Origin of the sequence: Acinetobacter legionensis (assembly GCF_048551735.1) — a bacterium.
Classification (GTDB): domain Bacteria; phylum Pseudomonadota; class Gammaproteobacteria; order Pseudomonadales; family Moraxellaceae; genus Acinetobacter.
On record NZ_JBIMBV010000001.1, the window covers coordinates 1 to 15,934 of the forward strand.

Sequence of the window (15,934 nt, forward strand, 5' to 3'; positions counted from 1 at the left end):
CGCTGATGGTAGTGTGGGGTTACCCATGTGAGAGTAAGTCATCGCCAGCTTTTAAATCTAAAACACCCCGGTCTCTAGCGAGAACGGGGTGTTTTTTATGCGCAGTGCTTATTATCGGAATAAAAGAGATCTAGTCATATTAAGTAAATAGAAATATGCACAAGAATTAAAGTGCATAAACAACTGAAAATTAATACATTTTTGTAAATGCAAAAAGAAAACCCCATCATCCTGATGGGGTTTTCTTCGTATTGGTGTGTTAGATTTGACTCCTGTCGAATCTCACGTCCTGTGTGTTTTCTTATTCTCAATGAGACTTCCTGTCTCTTTATGCTTTGTATGATAAGCGCAATGTCTAGGTCAGTATATTCGCTAATCACTGCGATTGTTGTAGGTTAAAGCTTACAAGATGATCCAATTAAAAATTAAGACCCAATTCGCTCAGTTACCAATATAAAATGGTGAGATGGATACTTTTGTTTAAAATAAATCGATAAGTCATAACAATATTGAGGGAATTTAAAATGAAGGCTTTTCGACAGTGCTTAATCTATTTGCCCCTATTGCTCAGCTGTAGCTTGTTGAGTGCATGTAATGCTCAAAATAATCAAACCACTACGGCTAATTCTTTAATTAACCAGAGCTATCAGGTCCAAAAAGTAGCGACATTTGGTGAACCTTGGGCAATGGCTGAGTTAGCTGATGGTCGTTTACTGATTACCGAAAGGAGAGGAAAGTTAAAACTGTTTGATCCTTCTACATTGAAAAGTATAGAAATTTTAGGGCTTCCCGAAGTGGCTTATGGTGGGCAAGGGGGCTTAGGCGATATTGTTCTACATCCTGATTTTGCAAACAATCATCAAATTTATTTAAGTTATGCCGAAACAGGAAAAGGGGGATATGGTGCGGTTGTGATTCGTGGTGAATTAAATCTTCAAGAGAAAAATCCCCGAATAATCAATATCAAAAGAATTTGGGAACAAGTTCCTAAAGTTTCAGGGCAAGGGCATTATGCACATCGAATGATTTTTGCAAAGGATGGTAAGCTCTGGATTAGTTCTGGTGAACGCCAGAAATTTGATCCTGCTCAAGATATGAATTCAAACTTAGGCAAAGTTTTAAGACTGAATGATGATGGTACTGTTGTTGCAGATCATCCATTTACTCAACAAGGTGAGATTGCAAAACAAGTATGGTCGTTGGGTCATCGTAATCCATTAGGTATGGCTTTTGATGCCAAGGATCAATTGTGGGTGGTTGAAATGGGGCCTAAAGGAGGAGATGAGTTAAATCTGATTAAGAAGGGCGAAAATTATGGTTATCCGATTGTTTCCAATGGTGATCATTATTCAGGAAAATCCATTCCCGATCATGCGACACGTCCTGAATTTAAAGCGCCAGAAATCAGTTGGACACCAGTGATATCACCCTCCAGTTTGGTCTTTTATCAAGATGAATTATTTCCGAAATGGAATCATAAAGCCTTAATTGGTGGGTTATCTTCAGAGGCGATTATTGTGGTTGATACTGAATCAAAGCCTGTTCGTGAGGTACAGCGTTTGAACATGCAGCAACGCATTCGAGATATTCATCCCGCGCATAATGGTTCGATTTGGGTTTTGGAAGATGGGAAAAGTGCGGGGCTATTAAGATTGTTGCCTAAGTAAAAAATTAATTTAAATTAAGGAATTATTCAGCCGACTAATGCTTATATGATGAGTGAAGCATGTCTACGTATTATAAAACTGACGCAGTATTGTCATTGAAATGACCTCAAAATGTCATGCTATTGGTTTCTAATAAAGCTCATTTAAATCAATAAAAAAGACCTTTATGAAAAAAATTGCTTACTCTGTTTTAGCGTTAGGCATATTGGCTTTAACCGCATGTAATGATGATGACAAGGATTTCTCATTTGAATCATCTGTCTCCGTACCGACCTTGGTTTCATTTGCCAAACTTGATGTCGAAACTTATGCAGCTGGCCCAAACTCAGGTACCTTTGTAAAGGGCGCCAATGGCATATTCCCGCCTTTTAAAGGTCAGCCAGTTCAAGGTTTCTCGGGTGCTGTAAAGAACGGTGATGGCACTTATATGGTCATGGCAGACAATGGCTTTGGTACACAAGACAATTCATCTGACTTTCTACTACGTATTTATCAAGTAAAACCTGATTTTCGGACGAAATCGGCAGGATCTGCAAAAGTGCAAGTGATGAGCTTTGTTCAGCTTCGTGATCCCAATAAATTAATTCCATTTACAATCATTAATCAAAACAGCACTGATCGTTTGCTTACCGGGGCAGATTTTGATCCTGAATCGATTCAACGTACTGCGGACGGTACCTATTGGATTGGTGATGAATTTGGACCATATTTACTGCATTTTGATAAAGATGGAATACTGCTTGATGCACCGATAGCATTACCTCATCCATTGAAAGCTGGTGTGGAATTACGTTCTCCGCAAAATCAATTCAATAAAGCCAACCTAAACTATGTAGAGCCTTTGGTTCTGCAAAGTGGTGGCTTTGAAGGAATGGCATTGTCTAAGGATGGTCAATATTTATATCCTTTGTTAGAAAAACCGTTAAAAGGCGAGACCACACAACAGTTGCTTATCTCACAATTTGATGTGAAGAAGAAAGCGTATACTGGTCGATATTATTATTTTACCTTGAATGCCAAGGCGACCAATATTGGTGACTTCCAAATGTTTGATGATAAGTCTGGCATTATCATTGAGCGTGATGCGAGTCAAAACAAGTTAGATGGTTATAAGAAGCTGATTCAAATTGAATTAGGGGATTCTGGTAAAGCGGTAAAACGTTCTGACTTAGTTGATCTTATGAATATTGCCAACCCGAATAATTTATATGGTACAGCGCGAGATGGGGATATTGGTACAGCAACAACTTTTGCTTTTCCATTTGAAACCATTGAAGATGTGATTATTGAAAATAAAAACACTTTAACTGTTTTAAATGACAATAACTTCCCCGGTTCATCAGGACGAAATGCAAAGCGTGCGGATGATAATGAAATTATTCAGATTAAATTGCCTAAAGCGTTGTATTAATAAGCGATAAAATATATTGGTGCTTCACTCTAACAAAGCCAGTCAATTGACTGGCTTTCTTTCTACATCATTCAAGTATGAGGATTAAGCTAAACAGTCTTGTTTAGAAACTTGATCAGGGCAGCCCAATGGATTTAAAGCACATTTTAAATCTTCAATTTGTTCATGGGTGACATAGCCTTTAGATTTTAGGTAATCTGCAACTCGGTCATCACGTAGACTTAAGAATGCTGCATCATAAACACCTAAATCTACAAATAACGCAGCTGCTTCTAAGCTATTAAAACGGTCTAGAAACACATCATTGCCATACATCAGGAAAACATGGTCGTAATCTGCATGTGCATCGATTTTTAAACGAGCTGCTAATGTTGTTGGAGAGGTTTTGATAAAAAGCAAATCTGATAATTCATCAAATTGGGTCATATCTAAGATATTTTCCCCAGTTTTTACTTTACCTAACCATGCTTTAAAGACCAGTACCGCACCGCCACGCAGTAACATGCTCCACACTTGATGGCGAACTTCATCATTTAAGCATTCGCATTCATCTTCGAGACGTTGAACCAGCTTTTCTTCTTGTTGCGCTAATTTATCAAATAGACCTAAGCCTTGAGGATGGTAAGCAACAGGGGTAAACACATCAAATTTTAATTCCTCAAATACTTGAAGTGCTAAAGGCACAGCAGCTTGATAAATCGTGTTGAGTGCTTGGATTTGTGTGTCGTGGAGTTTGCTATGTTTAAAAAGATCTTGCCAATCAATTTCAGGCAAGATTGCATTTGCACCATATTGACGATGAAATTGTTGAGCTTGGTGTAGCCCATGTGGAACAGTTTCTGAAATATTCATGGTTAAAAATCCTATTTAAAATTGAATTCAAGCGCTGTTTTTGTTTTCCTAAACATGAGCGTGATTTTGTCTTGAAGTAATTTTTGATTTATCTGAGATGCAATAGGAATACGACTAAAGTTGTAGATAGAGGGGAAAAGGTTTTTTTATTTTTTAAAATCATATAAATAGAAAATTGTAACTAACTATACAAGTGTATATTTACTATTTTGATGTTATTTGCCATAGAAAAGAAGGCTTTGAAGTTTTTAGTCAATAAATGGGTTCGAGTTTTGCTTTTTTTTGAATGCTTTTGCACAAAGCTTAAAAAAAATTGCTATTCCACTTAAAAAATTGCGTTACAAAACCTCTAGAATGTAACGATCTAGAGGTTGTAAATGTTTCAAAACATTAAAGAAGAACGTGATCAATAAATTGAAATGGGTTGAAAGTAGTGGAAGATTATTTAGAAATCTTCAAGCCAGATAACCATGCACGTAGAGAAGCAGGTTTCAATGGTTTCTTCAACAACACCACGTTGAGGTCTTTAACACGCTCAGGTAATTCAGGATCAGAATCTGCAGTAATCAGTGCTGACGGAACATTTTCCTGACGGTTTTCGACAATAAAATCTAAGCCAATTTTACCATGATTTAAATGCTGATCAACCAACCAGACTTGAATGTTTTCTTTTTGAATAATTTCCAAAGCTTGTTCAGGTTCAGTGGCTTTAAACACTTGATAACCCCATTTGGTCAGTAGCGTTGCCATACCTTCTAAGATTGTATCGTCATTGTCTAAACATAAGATTTTATAAGCTTTGGCTTTTAATGGTACCGCTTGTATAGGTGTTGAAACGACTTTAGGTGCTGCTACCATTGGCACATCAATCATAAAGCATGAGCCTTTGCCAAGCTCAGAGTAAACATGTACAGGATAATCAAGCAAACTGGTCATACGTTGCACGATTGCTAGCCCAAGTCCAAGCCCTTGTTCACCCCATGGCGAGGTATGTCCACAACGCTCAAATTCTTGAAACAACTTAATGCGTTGCTCTTCTGCAATCCCTGGACCTGTATCCCATACACCGATACGGATATGATTTGGACGATTAGACGCGCGCAATACACCAACAATCACACGTCCACGAGCAGTATAACGTAAGGCATTACTGACAAAATTTTGGATGATACGACGGATCCATTGTGGGTCGGTATCAATCCAGAATTGGGCATCATGGACATGCAATTGGATATTGCGTTGTGCGGCGATTGATTTAAATTGTAGTTCTAAATCACTCAATAAATCATGCAACGGATAAGCTTGGCGTTTCGGTTGGATTGAACCACCTTCCAATCGAGCAATATCCAAAAGGGCAGATAACATGCTCTCGGCACCATGTAAGGCACGATCAAGCTGCTGTAAGGTTTTACGGTCTTCATCTGATTGTACGCTTTGTTCTAAAGCAGTACTGAATAAGCGTGCTGCATGCATTGGTTGAAGCAAATCGTGACTAGCTGCTGCAATAAAGCGACTTTTTGACATATTAGCTTTGTCGGCTTGCTCACGTGCCAGTTGTTGTTCAGATAAGGCATTTGCAAGCTGTTGGGTACGATCAGACACGCGTGCTTCTAGTACCGCTTCATTTTCACGGAATGCGGTAATATCGGCAAAGGTTGTGACAAAACCACCCCCTTCAATGGGGTTACCACGCATTTGAATCACACGGCCATCTTTACGAATCCGTTCAAATTCATGAGCGCTACCGACTTTCATCCAATGTATTCGTTTACGTACATGCTCTTCTACCGAGCCTGGACCACATTCGCCACGTTCAGCGTTGTAACGAATCAAATCGGCAATGGGACAACCGACATAGACTAAATCTTTTGGATAATCAAACAGTTTTAAATATTGGTTGTTCCATGCGACCAAACACATGTTTTCATCAACCACACTCACCCCTTGGGTCATGTGGTCAATCATGGTCATGATGAGATTTTGGTTAAAACGTTGCCATTGTGAAGCTTGGTCGAGAATATTTGCCACTTGACCTAAAGCCAAGCCATTATTGACCATGGCTGTGGTGAGTAGTGTTCGTGCTGAGGCTGCACCGATTGTTCCTGCAAGGTATTGCTCAGTAAACCGCCACCACATCCCATTGGCACTACTATTCTCATTGAGCACCACATTATTCATAGTACAAAACTGTTGAAATGCGTGGGTTGCTGGGCCTTCGCCTGTAATACGCTTAGCAAGTGCAATCAGATCACCGACTTTAAGTTTAGCGACATCATGGTGTAAGTAATTAATATCAGTAGAGGTGTTTTGTGTAGGTAAGGGCTTAGTTTCATAGTAGAAAAAGCTCTCTGCCTGAATTTGTTCAGCAATACTTGGGCGATAAATACGAGAGACCCAAATATATAAGGTAATATTTAAGCCAAGTGCCCAGATGACACCATGTGTAAGCGGGGCAAAAGATTCAAAGCCAAATAAGGCTTCTGGTCTTAACCATTCAATATTTATAGGTCCAAACATCAAAAATTGATGTGCAAATTGGCTATATTCAACAGGTAGGCTACGTAAAATCGTGGGTAATAATAATGTATATGACCAAAGTATGAAGCCAACGACTAAACCTGCATAAACCCCTTGGCGACTTCCTCCACGCCAGTATAAACCGCCAATGAGCGCAGGCGAAAATTGTGCAACCGCACTAAATGCCAATAGCCCAAAGGTGGATAGTTGGTCAATATCATTAAAGAAGTGGAAGAATAAAAAACCGAGTAGCATCACCGCTAAAATACAAACACGACGAGTAAATTTAAGTACTTGTGGTAAGCGTTTGTCATGACGGGAAAGAATGCCAAACTTCCATAGAGAAGGCATAATCAAGTCATTACTGAGCATGATGGACAGTGCCACAGAGGATACTAAAAGCATACCAGTTGACGCTGAAAAGCCGCCTAAAAATGCCAGTAACGATAACCAGTCTTGATTATAACTAATCGGCAATGAGAGTACTGCAACATCAGGAATAGTTAGATATTTGGGTGCTGCATGAAGAGCCCAACTGGCGATTGGAATAATAGCAATAATGGTTAGAATCAAATAGGCAGCAAACCAACGTCTTGCACCACGAATATGTTTTTCATCGCGTAATTCAACCACTGCAACATGAAACTGACGGGGTAAACAGATAATTGCCAATGAGGCTAATAACGTTTGAACCCAGAAGGTGTCTGGCACACCAAACAGTTGTACTTCATGAAAAGTCTTTTGCACATCCTGTGAGATTTGTACAATATTTTGTGGATGATCAAAAATAAAGAAAAATGCCACACAAAGCAGGGCAAATAGTTTTACAAATGATTCAAAAGCGACAGCAAGCATTAAACCGCCATGTTGTTCCGTATTGGCGATTTGTCTTGTTCCAAACATCATCGCTAAAATCGCTAATACAGCAGTAAGACCAAGCACCCCATTGGTGGTGGTGGAAACTACTTGGGTATTGTGATCGAGCATGACGGAAGCGCTAAGCGCAATGGCGCGTAATTGCAGTGCTAAGTAAGGAATGATGGCGATTACAGCCAAGATTGTGACTAAGGATGCTAATGTTCCACTTTTACCATAACGTGCTGCCACAAAGTCGGCAATCGAAGAAATCGCATGATGTTGACGCACACGACCTAAGCGACGCCAGATGTCATAACCCAGCCAGACAAATAATAAAGGTCCTAAATAAATCGGCAGGAAAATAATCCCTTCACGTACTGCAGCACCTGTTGCCCCGTAAAACGTCCAAGATGAGCAATACACGCCCAATGTTAGACTAAAGAGAAGCATCCTGCCGCGCGTACTTAATCGACTCGCATGCCTCTCACCAAAGAAAGCACAAACGAATAGAATGAGGATGTAAAGGGCCAGAACCCCTATAATTAACCAACTGTTCATAAGGACTGCAGTATAAAAATCTGCGCCTATAATAACGCATCCATGAACTGTCTCGTTTATTTTGCTCAAAATTTAACGACCAAAGTCTAAGTTACGAGAACCCCACAATATTGTTAATTTTGACCATGTAAAAAAATATTAAAAAAAGCAACCAGTGTTCTGGTCGCTTATCAAGGAGCATGGTTATGGATGAGAGACAGGTAGAGGCGATTCTACAAAATCCAAAATTCAAGGAAATGGTTGCTAAAAAAAGTAAATTGAGCTGGACATTAACTGCAATTATGTTGTTCGTTTATGTTGGCTTTATGCTTTTAGTAGGCTATAACAAAGAATTTTTAATGAGTTCATTTAGTGGTGGTATAACTACTTGGGGGATTCCTTTAGGTCTGGGAATTATTGTTTTATCTTTCGTTTTGTGTGGTGTGTATTCATATATTGCCAACAATAAATTGGATCAACTGAATGCAGATGCAATGAAAGAAGTAGAAGCAATCACCCACGAAAAAGGACTGCACTAAGATGAAATGGAACTCTTTAAAGACTAAAGCAGCTCTTGCATCTACTGCACTGCTTTCTACTGTTGTACAAGCAGGCCCAGATTTAGGTGAAGCTCAACAGCAAGCAACCAACTGGCATGCAATCATTATGTTTGCAATTTTTGTTGGTTTAACTTTGTTCATTACCAAATGGGCTGCAAAACAAACCACAAATACCGCAGATTTCTATACCGCTGGTGGTGGTATCTCAGGTTTCCAAAATGGCTTAGCGATTGCAGGCGACTATATGTCTGCTGCATCGTTCTTAGGTATTTCTGCATTGGTGTTTAGCTCAGGCTTTGATGGCTTGCTTTATTCACTGGGTTTCATGGTTGGCTGGCCAATCGTATTGTTCTTGGTTGCTGAGCGCCTACGTAACTTAGGTAAATATAACCTGTCTGACGTGGTTTCTTTCCGTTTAGAAGAAAAACCAGTACGTACACTTGCAGCAATCAGTTCGCTTGTTGTTGTGGCTTTCTATTTGATTGCTCAAATGGTGGGTGCAGGTCAGCTGATCAAACTGTTATTTGGTTTGAACTATAACATCGCAGTTGTGATTGTTGGCCTTCTGATGATGGCTTATGTGATCTTCGGTGGCATGTTGGCAACAACTTGGGTACAGATCATTAAAGCAGTGATGTTACTTTCAGGTGCAACATTCATGGCGTTCATGGTGATGCATTCTGTCGGTTATAGCTTCTCTGAAATGTTCAGACAGTCTATTGATGTATTTGCAAAAGTACATGATGTCAGTCTTGATGATGCAACCAAAATTATGGGGCCAGGCAGTTTGGCGAAAAACCCACTCGATGCTTTGTCACTTGGTTTAGCACTCATGTTTGGTACAGCAGGTTTACCACACATTCTTATGCGTTTCTTTACAGTTAAAGATGCCAAAGAAGCGCGTAAATCTGTAGTTGTTGCAACAGGCTTCATTGGTTACTTCTACTTATTAACTTTCATTATCGGTTTTGGTGCGATCCTTTTCGTATCAAACAATCCACAATTTATTGATGTTGCAAAAATGGCTGTAACTGGCAAACTAGAATTAGTTGGCGGTAACAACATGGCAGCGGTACACCTTGCAGATGCAGTAGGTGGCGATCTGTTCATGGGCTTTATTTCAGCAGTTGCTTTCGCAACGATTCTTGCGGTAGTTGCAGGTTTGACACTGTCAGGTGCTTCAGCAATTTCACATGACTTATACGCAAACGTACTGAAAAAGGGTCAAACAACTCCTGAATCTGAATTACGTATGTCGAAGATTGCAACACTCGGTCTTGCGATCTTTGCGATGATTTTAGGTATTTTGTTCGAGAAACAAAACGTTGCCTTCATGGTAGGTTTAGCATTCTCTGTCGCGGCGTGTGCAAACTTCCCAGTATTGGTTCTTTCAATGTTCTGGAAAGGCTTGACTACACGTGGTGCTGTTGTTGGTGGTGTTGTCGGTCTAGTGACAGCGGTGACTTTAATTATCTTGTCTAAAGCGGTTTGGGTAGACACATTAAAAATCTCTGATACTCCGATCAACTCATTCAATGGTCCTGCAATCTTTGCAATGCCATTAGCATTCATCTGCTGTTGGTTGTTCTCTGTGACAGACAAATCTGCACGTGCAGAGGCAGAGCGCAAAGCATTTGATGCACAGTTTGTACGTTCACAAACAGGTATTGGTATCTCTGGTGCTTCAGATCACTAAGTGATTGGAGATCAGCCTAAAAAACACCTTCTCGAAGGTGTTTTTTTATGGAGGATGCAAAGCCAGAGTTCAATCATCCTAGGTTCAGCCTTTAAGCCATATTAAGCTTGTTTTATGCTGATTGATCAGTTGAATGATCACGAAAAATTGAAAGGATTTAAGAAACCCAATGAATATGTTAATTTGAATGTTTAAAAGAACAATCAGAATCAGAAAATATGCGTTCAATGCTCGAATTTTGGAAAGGTTTTAAACAATTACCGTCAGCATGGTTATTGTTGGTCCAACTGCTTATTTTAGTTTTATCTGTCTATACCAATGCCAGTAGAAGTTATCAAATTTTAACTTGGTTACTGGGTGTCTCTGCATTATTGATTATTGCCAAAGTGATTCGACAAACACCGACATTTACACTGTTGGGCTTAACCTTTGTCACAGGGGCATTTGTACTGTCCTTTCTGATGCTGATCGGTTTTCATTCTGTTACTTTGCAAATCTTTGCACATTCATTTGAAGCAGCCGCTTATTTTTGTGCAGCATATGGCCTAATCCGCTATATGTTTGCAGATCGTTATTTAACCAAAGATGAGTTGTTTGCTGCGGGTGCGGTATTTACCCTGATCGCATGGGGATTTGCCTTCTTATACAGTATCTGTCAATTGATGGTTCCACAGAGCTTTCAAAACCCAAATCATGTTGCAGACTACCAATCTTGGCTGGATTTACTATTCATTAGTTTTAGTCTGCAATCGGCCACAGGATTGTCTGATTTGATTCCTGTTGCACCTGCTGCGCGGGTGATTTCAATGTTACAAATGTTCTGTGGCGTGATGTATTTTGCCCTGATCGTCTCACGGATGATTGCCCTGCAATATATTGAAAACAAACCAAAATCATGAGTTAATGATCTTGTTACATTTAGTAAATTGTTGAAAATGTTAATTTAAATTATAATGTGGCCTGAATCCAATCGCTGTTCTACAGGATTCGTCTTTTTTCACACCTGTGAATGCCTTTTTTTGACTTTAAAAAGTCTGTCCATTGAGTATAAAAACCTGGGGGAAATATGCCTTCCAAAAAAATCACTTGGTTTGACAATGTCAATCCAAATGTTTTCTTGAGCACTGTTGGAATTATTGCGCTTTTTTTAGCCGTTGTTGTCTTTGCACCAAATGCCTTTGAATTGATTACCCAAAGGATGAATGGATGGATTACTGATTCATTTAGTTGGTTCTATGTTTTATCTGTCGCAATATTTTTAATTGTACTGATTTTTATTGCCTTTTCTGACATGGGTAAAATCAAGCTTGGACCAGATCATAGCCAGCCTGAGTATAGTAATGGGTCATGGTTTGCCATGCTATTTACTGCGGGTATGGGCATCGGGTTGATGTTTTTTAGTGTTGCAGAGCCTGTCATGCATTATGTCAATCCACCTACAGGTGATCCACAAACTATTGAATCTGCCCAAGAAGCAATGAGAATTACCTTTTTTCATTGGGGCTTACATGCTTGGGCTATCTATGCGGTTGTGGGCTTAACGCTGGCTTATTTTGCTTTTCGCTATAACTTGCCACTCAAAGTTCGTTCGGGTTTATTTCCGATTATTGGTCAACGAATTCATGGTCCAATCGGAGATGCGGTAGATACTTTTGCCACCATTGGTACGGTATTTGGTGTGGCTACCACGTTAGGGTTTGGGGTAACACAAATTAACTCTGGCTTAAATTATTTATTTGGCTGGGAAAGTAATATTAGCACCCAAATCTTTTTGATTATTGTGGTGAGTACGCTGGCTTCATTGTCAGTTTTCTTAGGATTAGACAAAGGAATTAAACGTCTCTCTGAACTGAATCTGATTTTAGCCTTGGTATTGCTAGGTTTTGTATTCCTCGCCAGTTCCAGTATTTATATCCTACAAGCAACCATTCAAAACGCTGGACAGTATATTTCGAATTTGTTTAGCATGACCTTTAATTTATATGCTTATCAATCGAATGGCTGGATTGGTGGTTGGACCATCATGTATTGGGCATGGTGGATATCTTGGTCACCATTTGTTGGTATGTTTATTGCGCGTGTTTCAAAAGGTCGAACTATTCGAGAGTTTATTGTTGGTGTACTGCTTATTCCGACAGGCTTTACCTTGATCTGGATGGGTTTTATTGGCAATGCTGCCTTGTTCAGTATTATGGAACAAGGGCAGGTTGGGCTAATTTCTGCGGTACAAAAAGATTCATCAGTTGCATTGTTTGAATTTTTAACCCATTTGCCTTTTTCAGGTGTATTTAGTCTTATTGCGACACTGCTGGTGGTCTTGTTCTTTGTTACCTCTGCGGATTCTGGTGCATTGGTGACCGATTATCTCACTGCGAAAACAGAAAATTCGCCGATATGGCAACGCTTGTTCTGGACTGTTTTAATGGCGGTGTTGTCGATCATTTTATTAATGGTCGGTGGGTTAGGCGCATTACAATCGGCTACCATGATGAGTGCCTTACCGTTCACCTTTATCATGCTGCTGTTGTGTTGGGGCTTAGTCAAAGCATTACGCTTAGATGTCACCAAAATGCAGGCTTTACAAGTGGCAAGAATCACGCCAAGAGCTGTACAAAATCCACGTAGTTGGCAGCAACGTTTAGGCTTAATCATGCACTATCCGCATACGTTGGCCGAAGTACAACATTATATTCAGGTTGATGTGATTAAGGCTTTTGAAAGTATTCGTTTTGAGTTTAAACGCCGTGATTTAAATGTGGTGATTAAAGAAACTGAAGACGGTATTCAACTCAGTGTGGATCATCATGATGAGTTCAATTTTATCTATAAAGTGATTGCACGCAAAATGGTTGCGCCAAGCTTTATGATGAATGAAGAACATCAGGAAACAGATGATTTTTATCAAGCAGAAATATTTTTAAGAGAAGGTGGTCAAAATTATGATGTGATGGAGTGGACGCAAGAAGACTTGATTCAAGACATCATTGACCAATATGAACGTCATCTACATTTCTTAAATGTATTGAGAAACTAAGTTATTTATTTAAAAGCAAAGGCAATAAAAAAGGACTCGTATGAGTCCTTTTTTTGATTCAATTTCTAAGCAAATTAGAAACGGAATTTAGCGTTTAAGCCAACAGTTTGCGTATCACCAACATACGAAATTGCTTGACCTTTATTCGCTTCGTAGTTTGCATTTACGTAGCTAGCACCAACTGCAATAGCAGGAGTGATGAAGTAGTTTACGTTTGCACCCCAAGCTGAATCAGGCGTACCTTCGTAGCTAGACGCTGCGTAAGAAGCACCAACGCTTAATTGTGGGTTCAAATAGAAATCAGTTTTGAACTGGTATGCAGTTGCATCACCATAGATAATGCCTGATTCAAACGCTAAAGACATATTTGTACCGTCAATACCGCCAACGTATTTAGCACGTGCAGTAATTGCGTCTTGGTCTTCACCAATTGTTGCAGCTTCAGCAGTCGCTTTAGCAACGCCGTTACCCATAACATTGAATGCATCTAAAGCAACTTGGTCAGCAACGTTAGTATAACCAACAGCGACTAAGAAGTTTTGAGTAGGAAGAGCACCCACTTCTAATGCAAAACGATCGCCTTGATCGTTTGACAAGCCATTTTTACCGTCAAGGATTGTGTGGCTATAAGAAGCACTCGCGTATGCAGGTACATATGGAGTAGGAACATAAAGTTCAGCTTTAGCGCCGTAGTTATGTACAACTACATCAGCGTCTAATTCGCCATAGTTATATGCTAAAGAAACATTTGATGCTTGGTTTAAGAACGCCGCTTCAGCCAATGGACCTTTTGAAGAGTCAACATTTTTGAAGTAGTAAGTACCTTGCAAACCACCAGTGAAATCTTTGTCATTTTCAGTCGTATCGATATACTCTGATTGACCTTGAATTTCGAATTGGTATGCTTGAGCGCCGGTCATGGCTAATAATAAAGCAGTGGCTAAACCGAGTTTTTTCATAATCTTTTCCAATAGGAGAAATTGGTGAAACAGACGGCATTGTATTGTAACAAGATATTAAGTCAATGATGTTTAAGGCCAATGTTTACAAAGTAGATACATGAAATTTACATTGTTCAAAAAACGCACATCTGAGTGGCTTTGCGTCAACCTAGAAAAAAACTGAATCAGAACAACAAACTAAATTCAGACAAAAGTTTTATTTCATATAAAACTGAGATCAAATTGTTAAATTAATGCATTTGTTTTATTGTTTATTTGTATATTTTAATCGATATTACCGATGGTTATTTTGCGATCAATGTCAAGAAAATGTCACTAAATTCTGCTTAATTTTAGAATTAATTTGTGACTTTATAATCATTTTATATTTAAATTGTATTTTTATTCTCATTTATTTGTAAAAACGATAAATAATTTATATCCGATCAATTTAATTGGTTTTACAAAGTAAAAGATATTTTGGATAATGAGTCAATAAAGTTCATTTATTTAAATGAATTTTTTTGAAATTTTGAGTTTATATGCCCAGCTTTCCCCAAAGTTGGGCTTTTTTTTATTTTAGATTCAAAACAAAATGCATTAAACAGAGAATAAAATATTGCACCAATATGGAGCATAATTATGCAAAATATAAATTAGCTTGGCATGATTCTTGCCAAAAAAAATCCCAATTTTCAAAGAAAACTGGGATTTTTCGCCAAAATCTGGAGCAAATCAATAAATTCTGCTGAGGAATATTAATAAATTGCCCTAATGAGGTGCATTATGCACCAATACATTGCATATGTAAATATTTTCTTACATTCAATTTAAAAAATAATTTATAGGCTCATCTACACTATTTCAGATGTAATCGATACCTAAGTAAATTTTATGAGTAATCACATATTTAAAGTCAAAATAAAAACCAGTCTATGGATTCTCCTGATTAGCGTGGCATTTTCAGGGTGTGCCTCCGATCTTAAATTGCGTGATTCAGTTTCATCACAAAGAAAAAATGAAATCCCTTTATTGTTTAATTATGCTCAAACTCAAGCTGTCTTTGTGACCTATGACGGAACTCACCTTAAACGCTATGGAAATGATTTAAATCGAGCTAAGACCTCGTATATCCCAGCCTCTACTTTTAAAATGTTGAATGCTTTGATTGGCTTGCAACATGGTAAAGCCACAAATACTGAAATATTTAAATGGAACGGGGAAAAAAGATCTTTTCCTACATGGGAAAAAGATATGACCTTGGCAGAAGCAATGCAGGTTTCAGCTGTACCTGTATATCAGGAGCTAGCGCGACGTATTGGTTTGGACTTGATGAGTCAAGAAGTCAAGCGTGTTGGTTTTGGCAATACACAAATTGGTCAACAGGTGGATAATTTCTGGCTTGTCGGACCATTGAAAATTACCCCAGAACAAGAAGCTAAATTTGCTTATCAATTGGCAAAGAAAACATTGCCTTTTGATGATACTGTACAACAGCAAGTCAAAGATATGCTTTATGTCGAAAGACGTGGTGATTCCAAGCTCTATGCTAAAAGTGGTTGGGGAATGGATGTTGAGCCACAAGTAGGTTGGTACACAGGATGGGTGGAGCAGCCGAATGGTCAGATCACCGCTTTTGCTTTAAATATGCATATGCAGACAGGGGATGACCCTGCTGAACGCAAGCAAATGACATTAAGTATCTTGGATAAATTAGGTTTATTCTTTTATTTGAGATAACCGCAGTAGATAAAAAAATGCCCAGTTTATTGGGGGAAACTGGGCAATAAAAAAGATATATTTTCAAATCGTGAGAATTTCTATCTAAGTCTGATTTTATGCAAATTCTATTGATATGTAA

Annotated in this window: 10 protein-coding genes; 7 read left to right on the forward strand and 3 right to left on the reverse strand. The window is 38.8% G+C overall.

The window, feature by feature from the left end; translation table 11 throughout:
- The first annotated feature begins 524 nt into the window (after nt 1-524).
- Together ACG9ZL_RS00005 and ACG9ZL_RS00010 are read left to right on the forward strand one after the other, a co-directional pair.
- Nucleotides 525-1,667: a PQQ-dependent sugar dehydrogenase gene (locus ACG9ZL_RS00005; protein WP_419358662.1), complete on the forward strand. Its 1,143-nt coding sequence runs from the start codon at nt 525-527 to the stop codon at nt 1,665-1,667.
- A 166-nt stretch (nt 1,668-1,833) separates the two neighbouring features.
- Nucleotides 1,834-3,078 (forward strand): esterase-like activity of phytase family protein, encoded by a 1,245-nt coding sequence (locus ACG9ZL_RS00010; RefSeq protein WP_419328024.1) that lies wholly within the window; start codon nt 1,834-1,836, stop codon nt 3,076-3,078.
- Between the two features lie 84 nt (nt 3,079-3,162).
- Here the strand turns inward: ACG9ZL_RS00010 and ACG9ZL_RS00015 are convergent, their stop codons facing one another.
- Both ACG9ZL_RS00015 and ACG9ZL_RS00020 read right to left on the reverse strand, forming a co-directional pair.
- Complete coding sequence (locus tag ACG9ZL_RS00015; RefSeq protein ID WP_034612732.1) at nt 3,163-3,930, reverse strand: hypothetical protein; 768 nt, start codon at nt 3,928-3,930, stop codon at nt 3,163-3,165.
- A gap of 441 nt (nt 3,931-4,371) precedes the next feature.
- Nucleotides 4,372-7,863, reverse strand: coding sequence for a PAS domain-containing hybrid sensor histidine kinase/response regulator (locus ACG9ZL_RS00020; protein WP_336953608.1), 3,492 nt, complete (start codon nt 7,861-7,863; stop codon nt 4,372-4,374).
- 185 nt (nt 7,864-8,048) lie between these two features.
- Here ACG9ZL_RS00020 and ACG9ZL_RS00025 point away from each other — a divergent pair, with 185 nt between their 5' ends.
- The 4 genes from ACG9ZL_RS00025 (at nt 8,049) to ACG9ZL_RS00040 (ending at nt 13,132) form a co-directional block, all read left to right on the forward strand.
- Complete coding sequence (locus ACG9ZL_RS00025) at nt 8,049-8,381, forward strand: DUF485 domain-containing protein (RefSeq protein WP_336953609.1); 333 nt, start codon at nt 8,049-8,051, stop codon at nt 8,379-8,381.
- A 1-nt stretch (nt 8,382) separates the two neighbouring features.
- Entirely contained in the window at nt 8,383-10,098 is a 1,716-nt protein-coding gene (locus ACG9ZL_RS00030; RefSeq protein WP_336953610.1) for a cation acetate symporter, read from the forward strand.
- 218 nt (nt 10,099-10,316) lie between these two features.
- A complete protein-coding gene (locus tag ACG9ZL_RS00035; RefSeq protein WP_336953611.1) occupies nt 10,317-10,997 on the forward strand; it encodes an ion channel in 681 nt (226 codons plus the stop codon).
- A 167-nt stretch (nt 10,998-11,164) separates the two neighbouring features.
- Complete coding sequence (locus ACG9ZL_RS00040) at nt 11,165-13,132, forward strand: glycine betaine transporter (RefSeq protein WP_336953612.1); 1,968 nt, start codon at nt 11,165-11,167, stop codon at nt 13,130-13,132.
- 74 nt (nt 13,133-13,206) lie between these two features.
- Here the strand turns inward: ACG9ZL_RS00040 and omp33-36 are convergent, their stop codons facing one another.
- The gene (gene omp33-36, locus ACG9ZL_RS00045) at nt 13,207-14,091 is read right to left on the reverse strand and encodes a porin Omp33-36 (protein WP_336953613.1); all 885 of its coding nucleotides are present in this window, start codon (nt 14,089-14,091) and stop codon (nt 13,207-13,209) included.
- An 876-nt stretch (nt 14,092-14,967) separates the two neighbouring features.
- Here omp33-36 and blaOXA point away from each other — a divergent pair.
- On the forward strand, nt 14,968-15,813 hold the full coding sequence (gene blaOXA / locus ACG9ZL_RS00050) for a class D beta-lactamase (protein WP_419358666.1): 846 nt from the start codon (nt 14,968-14,970) through the stop codon (nt 15,811-15,813).
- Nucleotides 15,814-15,934 lie beyond the last annotated feature (121 nt).